The sequence below is a fragment of the Microbacterium jejuense genome (assembly GCF_039544225.1).
In the GTDB taxonomy this organism is placed as follows: Bacteria; Actinomycetota; Actinomycetes; order Actinomycetales; family Microbacteriaceae; genus Microbacterium; species Microbacterium jejuense.
On sequence record NZ_BAABLG010000005.1, the window covers coordinates 516,105 to 533,079 of the forward strand.

The 16,975-nt window shown below is 70.4% G+C and carries 14 protein-coding genes; 10 read left to right on the forward strand and 4 right to left on the reverse strand.

The features are described from left to right. Positions 1-3: 3 nt before the first annotated feature. The 4 genes from ABEA46_RS12015 (at position 4) to ABEA46_RS12030 (ending at position 3,205) form a co-directional block, all read left to right on the forward strand. Positions 4-687 (forward strand): DivIVA domain-containing protein, encoded by a 684-nt coding sequence (locus ABEA46_RS12015; protein WP_345544777.1) that lies wholly within the window; start codon positions 4-6, stop codon positions 685-687. A gap of 50 nt (positions 688-737) precedes the next feature. Further along, the gene (locus tag ABEA46_RS12020; protein ID WP_345544778.1) at positions 738-1,130 is read left to right on the forward strand and encodes a group I truncated hemoglobin; all 393 of its coding nucleotides are present in this window, start codon (positions 738-740) and stop codon (positions 1,128-1,130) included. Between the two features lie 123 nt (positions 1,131-1,253). Further along, positions 1,254-2,063: a ThuA domain-containing protein gene (locus ABEA46_RS12025; protein WP_345544779.1), complete on the forward strand. Its 810-nt coding sequence runs from the start codon at positions 1,254-1,256 to the stop codon at positions 2,061-2,063. Further along, on the forward strand, positions 2,060-3,205 hold the full coding sequence (locus ABEA46_RS12030; RefSeq protein WP_345544780.1) for a Gfo/Idh/MocA family protein: 1,146 nt from the start codon (positions 2,060-2,062) through the stop codon (positions 3,203-3,205). Before ABEA46_RS12025 ends, ABEA46_RS12030 begins: the two co-directional genes overlap by 4 nt. A gap of 151 nt (positions 3,206-3,356) precedes the next feature. Here the strand turns inward: ABEA46_RS12030 and ABEA46_RS12035 are convergent, their stop codons facing one another. Continuing rightward, the gene (locus tag ABEA46_RS12035) at positions 3,357-4,778 is read right to left on the reverse strand and encodes an HNH endonuclease signature motif containing protein (RefSeq protein ID WP_345544781.1); all 1,422 of its coding nucleotides are present in this window, start codon (positions 4,776-4,778) and stop codon (positions 3,357-3,359) included. A gap of 213 nt (positions 4,779-4,991) precedes the next feature. Between ABEA46_RS12035 and ABEA46_RS12040 the strand changes: the two genes are divergently transcribed. The 5 genes from ABEA46_RS12040 to ABEA46_RS12060 are packed head-to-tail and all read left to right on the forward strand — an operon-like array spanning position 4,992 to position 7,754. Next, positions 4,992-5,318, forward strand: coding sequence for a PadR family transcriptional regulator (locus ABEA46_RS12040; protein WP_345544782.1), 327 nt, complete (start codon positions 4,992-4,994; stop codon positions 5,316-5,318). Next, a complete protein-coding gene (locus tag ABEA46_RS12045; protein WP_345544783.1) occupies positions 5,315-5,671 on the forward strand; it encodes a DUF1048 domain-containing protein in 357 nt (118 codons plus the stop codon). Before ABEA46_RS12040 ends, ABEA46_RS12045 begins: the two co-directional genes overlap by 4 nt. Before the next feature lies 1 nt (position 5,672). Then, positions 5,673-5,993 carry a DUF1048 domain-containing protein gene (locus ABEA46_RS12050; RefSeq protein WP_345544784.1) on the forward strand — a complete coding sequence of 107 codons (321 nt, stop codon included), beginning with the start codon at positions 5,673-5,675 and terminating at the stop codon, positions 5,991-5,993. Next, positions 5,990-6,898: a glycoside hydrolase family 43 protein gene (locus ABEA46_RS12055; protein ID WP_345544785.1), complete on the forward strand. Its 909-nt coding sequence runs from the start codon at positions 5,990-5,992 to the stop codon at positions 6,896-6,898. The genes ABEA46_RS12050 and ABEA46_RS12055 overlap by 4 nt, the downstream gene beginning before the upstream one ends. A gap of 46 nt (positions 6,899-6,944) precedes the next feature. After that, complete coding sequence (locus ABEA46_RS12060) at positions 6,945-7,754, forward strand: isocitrate lyase/PEP mutase family protein (RefSeq protein ID WP_345544786.1); 810 nt, start codon at positions 6,945-6,947, stop codon at positions 7,752-7,754. Between the two features lie 119 nt (positions 7,755-7,873). Here the strand turns inward: ABEA46_RS12060 and ABEA46_RS12065 are convergent, their stop codons facing one another. Genes ABEA46_RS12065 through ABEA46_RS12075 form a run of 3 tightly spaced genes read right to left on the reverse strand, consistent with a single transcriptional unit; the run spans position 7,874 to position 11,316 of the window. Further along, entirely contained in the window at positions 7,874-9,547 is a 1,674-nt protein-coding gene (locus tag ABEA46_RS12065; RefSeq protein ID WP_345544787.1) for an MDR family MFS transporter, read from the reverse strand. After that, the gene (locus tag ABEA46_RS12070; RefSeq protein WP_345544788.1) at positions 9,544-10,185 is read right to left on the reverse strand and encodes a TetR/AcrR family transcriptional regulator; all 642 of its coding nucleotides are present in this window, start codon (positions 10,183-10,185) and stop codon (positions 9,544-9,546) included. The genes ABEA46_RS12065 and ABEA46_RS12070 overlap by 4 nt, the downstream gene beginning before the upstream one ends. Before the next feature lie 24 nt (positions 10,186-10,209). Beyond that, positions 10,210-11,316 carry a substrate-binding domain-containing protein gene (locus ABEA46_RS12075; RefSeq protein ID WP_345544789.1) on the reverse strand — a complete coding sequence of 369 codons (1,107 nt, stop codon included), beginning with the start codon at positions 11,314-11,316 and terminating at the stop codon, positions 10,210-10,212. Between the two features lie 220 nt (positions 11,317-11,536). On the opposite strand from ABEA46_RS12075, the gene ABEA46_RS12080 reads away from it, so the two are divergent. Then, positions 11,537-16,918, forward strand: coding sequence for a 3-keto-alpha-glucoside-1,2-lyase-like domain-containing protein (locus ABEA46_RS12080; RefSeq protein ID WP_345544790.1), 5,382 nt, complete (start codon positions 11,537-11,539; stop codon positions 16,916-16,918). The last annotated feature ends 57 nt before the right edge of the window (positions 16,919-16,975 follow it).

Consider the following 16,975-nt stretch of genomic DNA (forward strand, 5'->3'; position numbering starts at 1 on the left):
ACAATGACCGCGACCCAATCCGTATCCATCACGCCTGAGCTGCTGCGCAGTGTCTCGTTCGCCGAAGAGCGTCACGGCTACTCGCGCGGCGAGGTGCAGACGCTCCTCGCTGCGGCGGCCGACGCCCTCGAGCTCGCCTGGCGCGACAATGACGCCCTGACCGCGAACGGCGTCACCACCGACGACGGCGAGATCTCCAGCCGCGCCGTGCTGCTGCTCAGCAGTGCGCAGCGCATCGCCGACGATGCCGTGGCCGAGGCCGAGTCGTACGCCAAGGACCTCATCGAGACCGCCCGCAAGCAGTACCGCGAGATCATCGAGCGCGCCCAGCACGTCGCGCACTCGATCGAGAAGCAGGCGGCCGCCCACCCGGGCCAGGTCGCGGCAGCGGCGGCCGCTGCGGCCCCTGCCCCTGCGGCGCAGCAGTGGGCGGCGGACCGCTCCCCGGCCTTCGCGTTCGCGACCGACGATCTCGCGGCTGCCGGCCCCGCCTCGCCCGACGACGTCGTCCGCGCGCGCCAGTTCGCCCGTATGGCGACCGCGCAGGTGCACTCGCTGCTCGAGTCGATCGAGCGCGAACTCGGACGCCTCGGCGCGACCCCTGCCCCCGCGGCACCGGCGGCGCCGCCCGCCGACGCCGCCCCCGCGGTCGACGGCGAGTGGCGTCCCGGCGACACCGACTACTGACGTCCTTCTCTGCAGCATCCATCTCCCACCTTCACGATCGGAGCACGCACATGACCGACACCACCGAAGCGACCCTGTATCAGCGACTCGGCGAGGGCGCCGGCATCGCCGCCGTCGTCGACGGCCTGTACACGCGCATCCTCGGCGACGAGACCCTCGCGCCGTACTTCACCGAGACCCGCATGGTCGACCAGAAGCGTCACATGGCGCTGTTCCTGGCGGCCGCCGCGGGCGGCCCCGACGGCTACAAGGGCAAGGACCTCGGCGTCGCGCACGCCGGCCGCGGCATCTCGGGTGAGGACTTCGACCGGGTCATCGGCCACGCCGCGTCCGCGCTCGCCGAGGCCGGTGTCGACGCCGACGCGATCAGCCAGGTCGCCGGTGCGCTCATGCCGCTGCGTCCGGTGATCACGAACGAGGTTGCCGTGGAGCAGACCGCGTAACGCCCAGCGCAAGAACCGAATGGATGCCGGCGGCCGTGGCCGCCGGCATCCATTTGTCGTCGCCCCCGCGAAATAGCGCCGCGCCTCGCCCGCACCGGCGTGCCGTGACGGAAGAATCGCGGCATGACCAGACCCATCAGAGTCACCGTGTGGGGCGAGAACCGCCACGAGCAGCACGATGAGAGCGTCGCCCGGATCTACCCGGACGGCATGCACGCCACGATCGCGGAGGGGATCCGCGAGAACCTCGGGGAGCATGCCGTCGTGCGGACGGCGACCCTCGACGATCCCGAGCACGGCCTCACCGAGGAGGTGCTCGCCCAGACCGACGTGCTGACGTGGTGGGGGCATGCGGCTCACGGCGAGGTGAGCGACGAGGTCGTCGAGCGGGTGCACCGGCACGTGCTGTCGGGCATGGGACTCATCGTGCTGCACTCGGGGCACTGGTCGAAGATCTTCGTGAAGCTCATGGGCACGAGCTGCACGCTGCGGTGGCGGTCCGAACAGGATCGCGAACTCGTGTGGACGGTCGACCCGACGCATCCGATCGCGCAGGGCGTGCCGCATCCGATCGACATCCCGGCGCAGGAGATGTACGGCGAGTTCTTCGACATCCCCGCGCCCGACGAGCTCGTGTTCATCAGCTCGTTCAGCGGCGGCGAGGTGTTCCGCTCGGGCTGCACGTTCCGCCGCGGGCACGGCCGCATCTTCTACTTCAGCCCCGGCGACCAGGAATACCCCGTCTATCATCACCGCGACGTGCGGCGCGTGATCGCGAACGGGGTGGAGTGGGCGTACAGCGATCGCGCCGAGCGGTCGCTGCCGACGCTGCTGCGGTACGAGACGGGCGAGTTCTTCCGGGGAGCCGACTACGCGCATGCCGCGCCCGAGATCGCCGAGGCGCGTGCCGCCGCCGAGGCGGGTCAGGCATGACGTTCGCCGTCCTGCCGAACGGCGTCGAGCGCGTGCGGGTCGTCGTCGTCGGCGCGGGCCCGATGGGGCGCGCCTGGCTGCGGACGATCGCCGACGACAGCGAGGTCGAGCTCGTGGGCATCGCCGACCTGGCGGTGGACGTGGCCGACCAGGCGGCCGCCGAGCTCGGGCGAGCGGGGCTCCCGACGGGCCCCGACTCCGTCGAGCTCGCGCGCCGGACGGGCGCGCACGCGATCGTCGATGTGACGGTGCCTGCCGCACATCACCCCGTGACCCTCGCGGCACTGCGTGCCGGCATCCCTGTCCTCGGCGAGAAGCCCGCAGCCGCGACCGTCGCCGAGACGCTGTCGCTCGCTGCGGCCGCCGAGCTGACCGGGCAGCTGTTCATGGTGAGCCAGTCGCGTCGGTACAACGATCAGCTCTCCGCGGCGCGTGCGAGTGCGCAGCGGCTCGGGCGTGCCGGCATCCTCTCGGTCGACTTCTTCAAGGCGCCCCGGTTCGGTGGCTTCCGCGACGAGATGGCCAGCCCGCTGCTGCTGGACATGGCGATCCACCAGTTCGACATGGCGCGGTTCCTGCTCAGGGCAGACCCGGTGTCGGTGCTGTGCGACGAGTACAACCCGGCGTGGAGCTGGTACTCCGGCGACGCCGCCGCGACTGCCGCGTTCGAGTTCGAGGGCGGCGCGCGGTTCGTGTTCGCCGGCAGCTGGTGCAGCCCCGGCGCCGAGACCTCGTGGAACGGGTCGTGGCGGCTCTCGGCCGAACGCGGCACCCTGCTGTGGGACGGCGACAATCCTTCGACGGTGGATGCCGTCGCCGACGGCGCCGACCGTCCGTCCGGCGAGGTGGGGGCCTCGGCGGTTCCGGTTGCGCCGGGCGACGGCATTGCGGGGTCGCTGCGGGAGTTCACCGCAGCCCTGCGCACCGGCGCCGAGCCGATGGGGCGCGTGCACGAGAACGTCCTGAGTCTCGCGATGGTCGAGGCCGCGATGCTCAGCGCGCGGGAGGGGCGCCGGGTGACGATCGACGAGATCCTCCAGGCATCGCTGGCGACGGCGCTCGCCGTGGAGCGCGACGCCGAGGTGCGCGACGTGATGGCGGGATGGGGGTCGGCGCGCGGGGCGCTGCAGCCCGGTGGGTGACGGCGCCGGGCCCGGTGCGGCCTCGGTGGGTGACGGCACCGGGCCCGGTGCGGCCTCGGTGGGTGACGGCGCGGTGTCGCTGCAGCAGGGCAGGTGACGGCGCCGTGCCGCTCGCCGGAATCGGTCGTCTGAACGCGCGCCGCGCCGGGCCTCAGATCCGGAGTGCGATCTGATCTCGTCGCCTGACCGGCGATCCGGTGGCGGGTCGCCATCGCGCCTCGGCGTCCCACCAGGACGGGCCGCGCACATGCGGAACCCCGTCGATCATGCGGATCTGCCAGCCGCCGGTATCGATGGTGCGGTGGTGGAACCAGCACAGCAGCACGCCGTTGTCGGTGTGCGTCGGCCCGCCCCCGGAATGCTCCTGAACATGGTGGATCTCGCACCACTGCGGCGGCACGTCACATCCGGGGATCAGGCATCCGCCGTCGCGGAGCGTGATCGCCCGCCGCTGGTGATGGGTGAAGATCCGGTCGAACGTCGTGAGGGAAACGATCCGCCCGCCCTCGCTGAGCACGACCCGCTGCACCGCACCGGTGCACGCGACCTGGCGGGCGACGCCGATCGAGACCGGCTCGCCGGCCCCCGGCAGATGCGCGTACCCGCGCCCGGACGTGAGGTCTTCTTCCCGCACCTGAACGACGAGGGTCGGGGCGGCACCGCCGAGCATCGGAAGCTCCCCTGATGACACCGCGGCCGCCAACAGTGTTGCCAGAGCGTGGTGTCGCTTCTGCGTCGCGGTGCGCGTGTCGGCGGCCCCCTCGAACGGTCCGTCCACGGCATCAGCGCTGCTGCCGGCCTCGTCGAAGCGCGGACCGGGCATCCCCGCTCCGTCGACCTTCGGGTTGAGCACGCTGTCGAGCCCCAGCTGCAGCTGTGCTGCGACCTCGGGCAGCAGGCCGCCGCGCACCGGCACCAGCCCGTCCGCCCCGCGCCGCCCGATCGTGAACCCGCGTCTGCGCATCGCCCGTGCCTCCACGGGCTCGGCCCCGTCGGGGTCGAGGAACACCGCCCACACCTGCGCCATCGCCCGCAACTCATCCGCCGATACCGGGCCGACAGCATCACCACGCACGGCCGCAGCGAGCTCTGTATCCGCGGCCAGAAGCGACTCCCGTCCGACCAGACACCCTCGGAACACGGACGCCACCGCCACCACACCGTCCAAGCCGGCATCTCCGGTGAGCAGCACCCCTCGCATGCTCGGGAACTCCGGTGGCAGTGTCTCTCCCGTCGACGGTGCCACCTGCCGGCGCACCGCCTTGGCTGCCGCGACCACGTCACCCGCCGTTCGCCCTGACACGCGGGTCGCCCGCTGCAGGAGTTCGCCGAGGTTGCGGCATCCATACCGTGTCGTCACCCTGTCTGCGTGAGGGGCACGCTCGTCACACCCGACGATCGCCGCGACGGCCTCGACCACGACAGCCTCGGCCAGCCGCCGCACCCGACCCGCTTGGGCGAGTGCCTCCAGCACGTCCGCATCCGAGGCGGACCGCAGCCCTTCGCCCGCTGCCGCCGTCACCTGCGCCAGCGCATCGCCGAGCTCCGCGAGAGCGTCGGCGAGGTCTGTCATGGATCCATTGTGGCGAGGGGTTCCGACAATGGAATCCGCAGATCGCACAGAGTTTTCCACCTGTGGAGAACTTCGATTCCACCGTCGGATCCAACCCATGTGGAGGAGGTACGGATGCCGCGGCGTCCATCTCCCCGCTTGCCGTCCGCACTACTCGGTGTTACCGTATAGTGGTACTCGGTGATACCGAGTACTGGAGGGGATGAGACGCCGATGGAAGACCTGACCGAGATGCTCAAGGGCACGCTGGAGGGCTGTGTGCTGCAGATCATCGGCAGCGAAGAGGCCTACGGCTATGCCATCACGCGGCGGCTGAACGAGCTCGGTTTCGCGGACGTCATCGAGGGCACGGTCTACACGATCCTCATGCGGCTCGAGCGCAACGGCCTGGTCGAGGTGACCAAGCGGCCGTCGGGCGTAGGTCCGCCGCGCAAGTTCTACGCGCTGAACGACGCCGGCCGCGCCGAGCTCGCCACGTTCTGGGCGAAATGGGAGTACGTGTCCGCCCGCATCGACACACTGAAGGAGAGCGCAGGATGAACTTCTGGGAGACCATCACCGGGAGCGACCTGACCCGGGACTGGAAGGCGTTCGACGCCCGGGCCGAGGCGCTGCCTGACGACTACCGCGCCGCGTGGCGCGAGCTCGTCACGCGGATGATGCCGTACGGCGACTTCACGGGGCGCAACCTCACGCCGATCATGGACGGCGCGCTCGGGCTGCTCGAAGAGTCCGCCGCCGAGAGGCTGGGCGTCGAGGAGGTGCTCGGCGGTGATGTCGCCGCATTCGCCGCGGCCCTCGCCGGAGAAGAGGGCGCCGGCGACTTCCGCGACAAGTGGCGCCGGCAGCTGAACCGCAACGTCGCGCGCAAGCTCGCGCAGCTGGGAGAGTGACATGGGCATCCGAGACATCATCGAGGGCAAGAAGCAGTGGCGGTCGCACGTCGCGCGTGTGAAGGCTCTGCCGCCGGACTACCGCGTCGTGTACGACGAGCTCCAGAGGTACTACTTCAAGGTCGGGCCGGTCGGCCTCGACGACGGCTCGCTGCTGTCGGGCATCGTCGACTTCTTCGAGCAGGGCACGGCCGACGGCAAGAGTGCGCGCGAACTCGTCGGCGAGGATGTCGCGGCCTTCGCCGACGACCTCATCGCCGACACGCCCACCTACGCCGAGCAGTACCGTGCGTCGCTCGCCGGCGGGAACGACGACGCATGAGTGCCGGCACCCTCACCCTCGCCGACATCCAGATCCGTGACCCGTTCGTGCTCACCGTGCCCGAAGAGCGCGCGTACTACCTGTTCGGGTCGACCGACGCCGACATCTGGCATCCTCCCGGAGTCGGGTTCGACTGCTACCGCAGCACCGACCTCGAGCGCTGGGAGGGGCCGATCGAGGCCTTCCGGCCGCCGGTCGGATTCTGGTCGGACCGTGACTTCTGGGCGCCCGAGGTGCATCGGTTCCAGGGGCGGTTCTTCATGTTCGCGACGTTCAAGGCCGAGGGTGTGACACGCGGGACGCAGATCCTGGTGGCGGATCGACCCGAGGGGCCGTACACGCCGTGGAGCGACGGGCCGGTGACGCCGCGCGACTGGGAGTGCCTCGACGGCACGCTGTTCGTGGACGATGCCGGCGACCCGTGGATCGTGTTCTGCCACGAGTGGGTGCAGGTCATGGACGGCGAGATACTCGCCCAGCGGCTGACCCCCGACCTGCGTGCCGCGACGGGGGAGCCGGAGCTCCTGTTCCACGCCTCGTCCGCGCCGTGGGCGCGCCGGGTGCCGCATCCGCGGGTGCCGCCCGAGGAGTCGGCCTTCGTCACCGATGGGCCGTTCCTGCACCGGCTGGCCGACGGCGGCCTCATCATGCTGTGGTCGAGCTTCGGCACCAGCGGCTACGCGATGGGCATCGCCACGTCGTCCAGTGGTGGCGTGAACGGGCCGTGGACGCAGCAGGCCGAGCCGATCTGGGCCGCGGACGGCGGGCACGGCATGATCGCGCGCACGCTCGACGGCGGACTGCTGCTCACGCTGCATCAGCCCAACGACTCGCCGCACGAGCGGGCCGTGTTCCGCGACCTCGTCGAGGGCGACGCAACGGTGCGGCTCGCGGGCGACGCGTGACACCGATCCGATGCGGGCGTCGGAGGGGCGGCGTACGATCCCGAGCGTGACCGACACCGATCGTGCCGCCGCACTGCGCGCGCTGCACTCCGGGGCCGGGTTCGTCATCCCCAACGCGTGGGATGCCGGAACCGCCCGCATCCTCGAACAGGTCGGCTTCGCGGCCATCGCCACGACCAGCGCCGGCATCGCGTGGTCGTGCGGCGTGCCGGACGGCGGCGCGCTCAGCCCCGACAGGATGTTCGCCCGCGTGGCCGAGATCGTCGCGGCGGTCGACGTGCCGGTGTCGGCCGACCTCGAGGCAGGCTACGGCGACACCCCGGACGAGGTCGGCGCGACGGTCGCCCGTGCCGTCGCGCTCGGCATCGTCGGCGGCAACATCGAGGATGCCGCCGACGGCCGGCTGTTCGACATCGAGACCGCCACGTCGCGCCTTTCGGCGGCGCGGGAGGCGGCATCCACCGACGCGTTCGTGCTGAACGTGCGCACCGACGCGTTCTTCGTCGGCGGGGTCGACGATCCGTTCGCCGAGACCGTCGAGCGCGCCCGCCGCTACGTCGAGGCGGGGGCGGACTGCATCTTCGTGCCGGGCGTGCGCGACGCCGACACGATCCGCCGGCTCGTCGACGAGATCGCGGCACCCGTCAACATGGTCGCGGGGCTCACGGCTCCCGTCATCGACGCGCAGACCCTGTTCTCGCTCGGAGTCACGCGGGTGAGTGTCGGCGGCAGCATCGCCCGGGCCTCGTTCCATGCCGTGGAGCGGGCCGGGCAGGAGCTGCTCGAGCACGGCACGCTCGGATTCCTCGACGGTGCCGTGTCGTACGCGGGACTGCAGCAGCGCTTCGGGGCCTGAGCCGCACGGCCTCGGAGGTTGTTCCCGGCCGGCGTGCGGCATCCATTCACTCGCTCGAGTGAGGGACCGCCGAGTCGCGGAGCGGAACGACGCACCGGCTCCGCAACCCGGCGATCGTCTCAGTCGAGGCTGCGTCCGGCGCGCGAGCGGCGGCCCGGGCGTCCGGCGGGCACCTCGGCGGCGCGCTGCTCGGCCTCGAGGCGCTCGGCCTCCTCGCCGCCGATGGCCTCGCCGCGGGCGACCAGGCCGGCGACGTCCGACAGTGGGATCTGCTTCAGGAACAGGGCGAGCACGAACGCGGCGGCGATGAACGGCACGAGGTACCAGAACACCGGGGCGAGCGCGTCGGCGTAGGCGTCCACGACACCCGTGCGGATGGCATCCGGAAGGTCGTTCAGCACCGACGGGTCGATGGTCGAGGTCGCCTGACCCGCCTGCTCGGCCGAGGCGCCGGCATCCGTGAACACCTTCGTCAGGTTCTCGGTGAGCCGGGTCGTGAACAGCGTGCCGAACACGGCGGTGCCGAGGGCCGCGCCCACCTCGCGGAAGTAGTTGTTCGTCGAGGTGGCGGTGCCGAGGTCCGACGCGGGCACGGCGTTCTGCACGACGAGCACGACGACCTGCATGATGCAGCCGAGGCCCACGCCGAACAGGAACAGGTACACGCAGATCAGCCAGATCGGCGTGGACGCCGTGAGCGTCGTCATGAGGATCATCGCGATGCCGACGATGACCGTGCCGACGATCGGGAACAGCTTGTACTTGCCGGTCTTGGTGATGAGCAGGCCCGACGCGATCGAGGTGCCCATGACGCCGACCATCATCGGCAGCATCAGAAGACCGGATGCCGCAGCCGACGTGCCCGAAGACATCTGCAGGAACGTCGGCACGAAGCCGAGCGCGGCGAACATGCCGATGCCGATCGCCATGCCGATCGCGGTCGCGTTGATGAAGATCGGGTTGCGGAACATCGAGAGCGGCATGATCGGGTCGGCCGCGCGCGACTCGGTGAAGATGAACAGGCCCGCGGCGGCGACGAGGCCGGCGCCCCAGGCCCACGTCGCACCCGAGTCCCAGCCGAAGTCTGCCGAGCCGCCGAAGTCCGTGAAGAAGATGAGACACGTGGTCGCGGCCGAGAGGAACAGCACACCCAGCCAGTCGATGGGCTTCTCGGCCTTCTTGTTCGGCAGCTTGAGCGCGAAGACGGCCACGAAGAACGCCGCAATGCCCACCGGGATGTTGATGTAGAACGCCCACTGCCACGTGAGGTGGTCGACGAAGAAGCCGCCGAGGAGCGGGCCGGCGACGGCCGCGAGGCCGAAGATGCCGCCGATCGGGCCGAGGTACTTGCCGCGCTGGTCGGCCGGCACGATGTCGGCGATGATCGCCTGCGAAAGGATCATGAGCCCACCGCCGCCGAGGCCCTGGATCGCGCGGAACACCACGAACATCCAGAAGTCGGTGGCGAACGCGCACCCGATCGAGGCGAGGGTGAAGATCGCGATCGCGACCATGAACAGCCGGCGCCGGCCGAGCACATCGCCGAACTTGCCGTAGATCGGCATCACGATCGTCGTGGCGAGGATGTAGGCGGTCGTGATCCACACCTGGTGCGAGACGCCGCCGAGCTCGCCGACGATCGTCGGCATGGCCGTCGACACGATCGTCTGGTCGAGGCTCGACAGCAGCATGCCCGCGATCAGCGCGGAGAAGATGATCCAGATGCGCCGCTGCGTGAGCAGGAACGGCGCATCCCCGCCGGGCTTGGCGGTGGGGAGGGTGGCGGTGGTCATTCGGGTCTTCCTGTCAATGCGGTCTGCGTGCTGAAGAGATCGCGGGCCGCGCCGATGCGTCGCTCGAAGATCTCGATGAAGGTGTCGGAGTCGCCGGCGGCGAGGAACTCGCCCGCGGCCGAGCGCACGACGGCGCCCACGATCTGCGCGGCCACCTCGGCACGCAGGTCGCCGGCATCGAGACCCTCGCGCTGCTCGATGAGCTGCGCGTCGTAGCGCTCGCCCTCGGCGCCGAGTTCGAGCATGCGCGCGAGCAGTCGAGGCTCCTTCTCGACGGCGCGGAAGAGGTCCTGCACGGTGTCGGGCGCGATGTCGAGGGCGCGCCAGCGCTCCTCGGCGAGGACGGCGAGGTCGGTCAGCAGGTTCGGCGACAGTCCAGGCCCCTCGGAGCCTCCCGCGACGAAGCGGGCGACTGCTGCGGCATCCGCGCGCTCGATCGGGATGCCGAGCACGGCGTCATCCTTCGACGCGAAGTAGTTGAAGAACGTGCGCCGTGAGACGTCGGCCTCGGCGCAGAGCTCCTCGACGGTGAACCCCGCGAGGCCGTGCTCGGCGGTGAAGCGGCGGGCCGCGCGGATCAGCGTGCGCGTCGTCTCGGCGCGTCGGCGTTCTCGCAGTCCATCTGCACTATCGGTCACATCATGCAGTTTTGCACTAAGTGGCTAATCGTGCAAAAAAGCAGCGCTCGACTCCCGCGTGTGCAGCACCGGCAGGACGTAGGTCCGGCGCACCGGGAGTCGTGCGCCGCGCGCCAGGCGCTCGACCATCATCTCGACGGCGAGCCGGCCGATGTCCTGCTTGGGCGGGCGCAGCGCGGTGATCGGCGGCTCGGCGCTCTCGGCCACCTCGTCGTCGTAGGCGACGATCGCGAGGTCGCCCGGGATCGCCCAGCCGTGGTCGAGGGCGTGCTGCTCCAGCAGCACGGCCTGCGGGTCGTTGTGGATGAGCAGGGCGGTGGTCGATGTGTCGCGGCACCGCCGCAGCACGTCCGAGACGAGCTCCTCGCGGGCGATGCCGTCCAGCGCGTCGAGCGTCGCATCGACGTCGACCAGGCACTCCAGCCCCAGCTCGTCGACGGCGCGGTCCCAGCCGCGGCGCAGCTGCCAAGACGTCGGCGATCCTTCGGAGGTGAGGATGCCGACGCGCCGGTGCCCGAGCGATGCCAGGTGCGCGGCAGCCAGCGACCCGCCGAAGACGTGATCGGTCGTGACCCACTCCAGGCTCGTCAGCGCGAGGGCCGACGGGACGCGGCGCTCGGCGAGCACCACCGGGATCGGCAGGGCCTCGAGCCCGTGCAGCAGGGCACGTCCGTCGGCTCCGAGCGTCTCGGGCGCGACGATGAGCCCGTGCAGGCTGCCGGACTCGACGAGCGATGCGATCTGCCGGCGCTGGTCGTCGACCGAATAGCTCGCACCGCGCAGGATCAGCTGCACGCCGAGCTCGGTCGCCGCCGCCCTGGCCCCGATGATGACGTGCGGCCAGTAGTAGCTGAGCGAGGGCACGATCATGCCCACGCGATAGCGGATGCCGCGCTCGGGCGCTGCCGGGACGCTCGTGTCGAGGCGGCTGCGCAGCGTCGCGCCGCCGTGCACGCGGGTGACCAGGCCGCGATCGGCCAGGTGGCCGATGTCGCGGCGGATCGTGAGCTCCGACACGCCGAGCTCGCGCGCCAGGTCGGTGACCCGCACCGACCCGCTGCGGCGCAGCTCGTCGAGGATGTGCTCGCGGCGTGAGAGGCCGAAGGCCGGCGGATCGGTGGGCTGGTCCATGATCGCCTCAGCGTACAGATGTGTTCGAATGCGTTCAAGCATGAACGAACCTGTTCGGTTGGCTACCGGCATCCCTCCTCCAGCGGGCAGGATTTCGCTGCGGGCACGCGGTCGTGCCCGCACACGCGTGCCAGCGCCCGAAGGAGAAGTGCACATGCCGCAGGCAAGGATGCCTCGTCCGAACATCGGACCGAATACCCGACGGATCCGGAAGGGTGTCGTGGCCGCCGTGGTGACCGCGGCCGTGATCGCAGCCCCGCTCGCCGTGCCCACGATGGCGCAGGCGGCCGGAGCCGACCCGGTCACCGTCACGGTGACCGGTGCCGACGTCGCCGCCGCGGCGCTCAACAAGAACGGGCTGACCTTCAAGGGCTTCGGCGTGCTGTCGGCAAACTCGACCAGCGCGCTGCTGCTGGACTACAAGTCGCAGCATCCCGACAAGTACTGGGAGCTCATCGAGACCCTGTTCGGCGGGGACCACCCGATCATGAACACCGTCAAGATCGAGATGGGCAACGACCGCAACACGTCGACGGGCCCGAACGCCTCGACGATGCGCACGCGCGACGAGTACCCGAACGTGCTGCGCGAGCCGGGCTTCCAGCTGGCGGCCGACGCGCAGCGGGTCGCGCACGGCGACGTCCACGTCAGCATCCTGCGCTGGAACCGGCCGGCGTGGGCCGTGAACGACGCGGACCAGTACATCTGGTTCAAGAACACCGTGATCGCCGCCTACCGCCAGTACGGCGTCATGGTCGACTCGATCAACCCCGACACCAACGAGACCAGCACACCCAACGTGCAGCTGTACAAGGACTTCGCCGGCTGGGTGAAGAACGACGCCAAGGGCTACGAGGGCGCCACCGCGGGCGACCCGAACAACGGCTTCGCCACGCAGCAGGAGGCCGACCTCTTCCACGCGATCCGCACGGTCGCCGCCGACATCGTGGGGACGCCGCCGGTGTCGTTCGGCAACGCGATGACATCGGCGACCGACTCGTCGCTGCGCGACGCCGTCGACATCGTCGGCTTCCACTACTCCAGCGCCGACGACAGCGCCGGCAACATGAAGAAGATCGCCGAGCAGCTCGACCAGGAGGTGTGGAACTCCGAGGGCCAGTCGACGTTCTCCAGCTCCGCAGACCGCCCCAACAACAACGCCAGTGACGAGCAGGGCGGCAGCGGCACCGAGTTCGGCGGCACCAACAGCGCCCTCGAGATGGGCAACTGGATCACCACCGGCTTCGCCGCGTCGCGTCGCACCATGAACATCTTCCAGCCGGCGATCGGCTCGTTCTACGACGGGTTCCAGTACTCGTCGAAGGAGCTCGTGAATGCGCGCGACCCGTGGTCGGGCTGGCTGTACTACGACGGCGGTCTGGCCGTGCTCGAGCAGTTCACGCAGTTCGCGACGCTCGGGTGGGAGAACGCCGACAACACCGCCGGCATCTGGCGGGCGATCCCACAGGCCTCCAAGAGCGAGCTGGGCACGGGCAATCCGCCGAGCGGTGCTCGCGCCGGGGGTGCGTCGTACACGACGCTCGCGGCGCCCGACGCGTCGGACTTCTCGACGGTCGTCATCAACGACTCGAAGTTCGCCAAGACCTACCGCGTCGTCGCGAAGGAGCTGAACCTCGGCGCCGACGCGACCGCCGAGGTGTGGGAGACCCGCGCCGCAGACGCCGGCCAGGCGTACGACGCGAACTACCTCAAGCCCGTCGCCGAGGTGCAGCCCGCCGCCGACGGCTCTTACACCGTCACGGTGAAGCCGTGGTCGACCGCCACGATCACGACCCTCGACCACGCGACCGCGAAGGCGGACGGCTCGCTCGTGGCGAAGGACGGGTACGGGTCGGGCCTGCCGACGTCGAGGGAGTACACCGACGCCGACGGTGGTCGTGACGTGCTCGACACGGACGCCAGCGGCAACGTCAACGGCGTGACCGACGACGCGACGCTCTACGCCGACGACTTCGACTACCGCGAAGAGGGCACGATCCAGGGCTACGACCCGGCGACCGGGCAGCTCGTCGACAGTGGCGTTCCGTACCTCGTCGCACGCGGCGATCAGGCCAAGCCTGCCGGCACGCCCGCGGTGCAGAGCGAGGACAACGGCGCCACCCCGCGCTACACGAACGACACCAACGGCGCGTTCGAGTCCGTCGCGACGCAGGATGCCGCGCACGGCCGCGTGCTGCGCCAGCAGGTGGGCCCCGGCATGGCCGGCGGCGCCTGGAACAGCGGCGACCCGAAGACCACGATCGGCGACGCGCGCTGGGCGAACTACACCGTCTCGTCCGATGTGCTGTTCGAGGCGACCGGCTCGCAGTACGCGACGATCGGCGCCCGCGAGCAAGGCGGCACGGCCAACGGCCAGAGCGTGTCGGCGGCAGAGCTCAAGATCGATCCGACCGGCGCGTGGACGTTCATGCGGTTCGGCGCGACGCTCTCCAGCGGCACGGTGCCGGCGAACGCGGCCTTCAAGACCGGCGCCGGCGTCTGGAACAACATTGCCGTGAAGGTGGCGGGCTCCGTCTACACGGCCTTCGTCAACGGCGTCCAGGTCGCGACCTACACGGATGCCGCACCGCAGGCCACCGGGCGCATCCAGCTCGGCTCGAGCTTCACGTTCGTGCAGTTCGACAACCTGAAGATCGAGACGGTGCCCGGCTACACGCCGTACTACGCGGCGATGATCGACGGCATGCACCAGACCAGCTGGGCGGACTCGTCGGTGCCGGTGCTGCAGTTCGACGCGAACTGGAGCCACGTCAACGGCCAGGGGATGTTCGAGTGGCAGCGCACCGCGTCCAAGAGCACCGCCAAGGGTGCCGCGATGACCTACGCCTTCACGGGCACCGGTCTCGACATCATCGGCACCAACACGGGCGGACCGACGCTCGATGTCGTGGTCGACGGGGTGCCCGTCGTCGCCGCCGCGCCGACCTACAACGCCGGCAGCGAGCGGACCGCGTTCCAGCTTCGAGGTCTCGCGAACGCGGCGCACACTGTCGTGATCAGGACCGCCAACGACAGCTCGATCAACGTCGACGCGGTCGGGGTGGTCACCGCGACGGCGGACTCGTCGAAGGTCGACACGACCGCGCTCGCCGCCCTGGTCGGATCCGTCGACGACCTCGCCGAGAGCGAGTACAGCGCCGAGACGTGGGCGGTGTTCGCGGCCGTGAAGGCCGACGCGGAGGCCGCGGCATCCGATCCCGCCACCTACGGTCTCGACGCCGAGGGCGCGACCGCGCTGTCGGCCCGGCTGACGGCCGCCGTCGACCGTCTCACCCCGAAGGACGTGAGTGCCGATGTCGTGGACCTCGGCGTCGTGACGATCACGTCGAGCGCGCGGACGCTGCCGTCGCACCTGACGCTGCTCGGCGCCGACACGAAGGTCACGTGGGCCCTCAGCTCGGTCGACAGCGCGAAGAGCGCCGCGGAGCTCGGCACGTTCGCCGCGACCGGCCGCTCGACCGAGAAGCTGCCGTCGGGGCTGTACCAGCGGTTCAGCGCGACAGTGCTGGTCGTGCCCGCCGCCCTGGAGTACTTCATCGACTCCGGCGCTTCGGGCTCGCCTGACGGCTCGGTCTACGCCGCCGTCAAGGCCGCGTTCCCCGACCTGCGCAACGACACGGGCGACCAGAAGTGGGACGGCGTGGCATCGGGCGAGACGTGGGGCTACTCGACGACGGCGACGACGATCGCCGCGGGTTCGCCGCTGGACTGGGGTTCGTCATACGTCGGCGCGGACTACAACAAGCCGATCACATATCACCTGGCGCTGCCGGCCGGCTCGTACAACCTGGTCGGAGTGCAGGCGCCGCGTGCGGGGCTGACGACCAACGTCTACTCGAAGGTGACCGCCGCGGGCGTCTCGACCACGAAGACCGCGGTGTCGACCGGCTCGGCGACCCCGGTGGCGCAGACGCTGACGCTCGACCAGGACGCGGTCGTCGACCTCGAGTTCGGCACCAACGGCACGAGCGGGTACAACGCCCGCCTCGCGCTGGTCTACGTGCAGAGCCTGCCACGCGACCTGGGCGTGCAGGGTGCGCTGGGCGTCGCCGACGACCTGCCTGCGACGGTCCTGGTGGCCGGTGCCGAGAAGGACGTGGAATGGGATGCCGCCTCCGCCGCGCAGCCGCGCACGGAGTATGCAGCGCTCACGCTGACCGGCCGCCTGACCGGCACGGACCAGGCCGTCATCGCACGGTACGAGATCGTGCCGCCTGCGCTGGTGTACTACATCGACTCGGGCACGAGCGGTGCGGCCTCGCCGCAGTACACGGCGGTGGCGGGGGCGGTGCAGCTGCGCAACGACAAGGTCGACCAGGTGTCGGGGGCGGCCGACCAGTGGGGATATGTCGCCGACGGCATGAAGACCAAGGGCACCACCGACATCAACGACAAGTACTCCACGGGCCTGTACCAGGACACGACGAAGCTGATCTACCGGCTGCCGCTGGATGCCGGCACGTACACGCTGACGGGCGGCTTCACCGAGTGGTGGAACATCAACCGCGCCATGTACCAGACGGTGTCGGTCGCCGGGACGGAGCTCGCCAAGGGCACCATCCCGCTGTCGGGGACGAGCACGCCGCTCGCCGCCGCGCTGACCTTCACACTGACGGCGCCGGCCACTGTCGACTACGTCGTCACGAACGAGGGCGCCGGCAGCGAGAAACCGGTCATCTCGTGGCTCGCCGTCGCCGACACGACGAAGGCCGCCGCGCCGCAGAACGCGCAGGCGGTCGCTGCCGGCGACACGTCGATCACCGTGTCGTGGGATGCCTCGGCCCTGACGGGTCCCGGCTTCACCGGGTACCGCGTGTACGAGGTGGGCGGCACGGAGCCGGTGTGCGAGACGACGAAGACGACGTGCACCGTCTCGGCGCTCGAGCTCGGCACGACCCACGCGTACGAGGTCGCCGGGGTGAACACGCTCGGTGAAGGCGACCGCTCCGCCGCGACGGCCGTGGTGACGCTGCCCGAGGTCGTCTCGGACGACGGCGCCAAGACGGCGCCGGGCAAGGGCGTGCTGTCGTCGAACGACGGATGGGACACCGGCCTCAAGGACGGCACGTTCCAGGTGACGATGGACCTGTGGTGGGGTGAGAACGGCCAGCTGTTCAAGCTCTACCGCGACGGTGAGCTCGTCGCCAAGGTGCCGCTCGCGATGACGACCCCGAGCGCGCAGCGCGCGGTGGTCGACGTCGCGGGCCTGAAGAACGGCACCTACGTCTTCACGGGCGAGCTCGTGAACTCGAAGGGCACGACGGCCACGCAGTCGCTCACCGTCAAGGTGACCGACGCGTCGCCCGGCAAGCCCACGCTGTCGGCCTCGAACAAGGACGGCGACGGCGGGTACACCATCACCGCCGACCTGTGGTGGGGCACCAACGCGACCTCGTACCGATTCCTCGAGAACGGCACCGAGGTCGGGTCGGGCACCCTCACCGCGGCCTCGCCGGGCGCGCAGCACGCGACGCTGCCGGTCAGCGGCAAGGCGAAGGGCACGTACACCTACACGGTCGAGTTCACGAATGCCGCCGGCACCACCGTGAGCGCTCCGCTCAAGGTGACCGTCGCGAAGTAGTCCGAACGACCTTCCCGGTCGTTGAGCGGAGCGAGGACACTTCGTCTCGTCGCTGCG